The following is an 818-nucleotide window of genomic DNA, read 5'->3' on the forward strand; positions in this document are numbered from 1 at the left end:
AGTGTGGATTAAACCGCTCGCATTCAACCAGTTGGTGGATTGGCTACGCTACTTGAAAGAGCAGCAAGGCATTGAAGTTGAATTTTTAGACATCGATCGTACAGACCAAGCGGGCATGATTGATGTGAACCGTCTGCAATTTAAGCGAGGTTAAGGTGAAGCGAGCAGTACTTTACGTTGTAATCTTTATCGTTTGTTTTTCTGTTAGCTTGATCATGGGGTTACCTGTTTCTTGGGTTCTCCAGCAAGCCCCCACTGTGAAAGGGCTAGACATACAAGGTGCTCACGGTTCCGTTTGGCAAGGTCAGGCTTCTAGCGTGCGTTGGCAGCGTCAAAACCTAGGGCAAGTGAATTGGGATTTCCAATGGTCTAGCTTGTTTACCGGCAAAGCCGAATTTTCGGTACGTTTTGGGCGCGGCAGCGATATGAACGTTCGCGGTCGAGGTTTAGTTGGATACAGTCTCAGCGATGGCCCTTACGCGGAAAATTTGGTGGCGTCGATCCCGGCATCGAAAGCCGTCGAACAAGCGCGCCTGCCGGTGCCTGTTGGTGTTGATGGCCAGCTGGAGTTGAACATTCGTCATGCGACTTACGCAGCTCCGTGGTGTAAAACTGGTGAAGGCACATTGGTTTGGAGTGCCAGTGGCATTCAAAGTCCAGTGGGAAGCTTAGAGCTCGGCCCTGTTATTGCTGATTTGAAATGCCAAGATAGCGTGCTAACTGCATCAGGTGAGCAAACCAGTACGCAAGTTTCCTCGGCGTTTTCAGCGGAACTGATGCCGAATCAACGCTATTCAACGAAAGCGTTGTTTAAACCT

General features: G+C 49.8%; 2 protein-coding genes. Both read left to right on the top strand.

The features are described 5' to 3' along the window. Positions 1-154: type II secretion system protein GspM (gspM, locus tag R7R24_RS25925; protein WP_318119997.1), on the top strand; the 154-nt coding region annotated here is incomplete at its 5' end. Between the two features lies 1 nt (position 155). Next, positions 156-818: type II secretion system protein N (locus R7R24_RS25930; protein ID WP_318119996.1), on the top strand; the 663-nt coding region annotated here is incomplete at its 3' end.

This window comes from Vibrio sp. 704 (genome assembly GCF_033339295.1).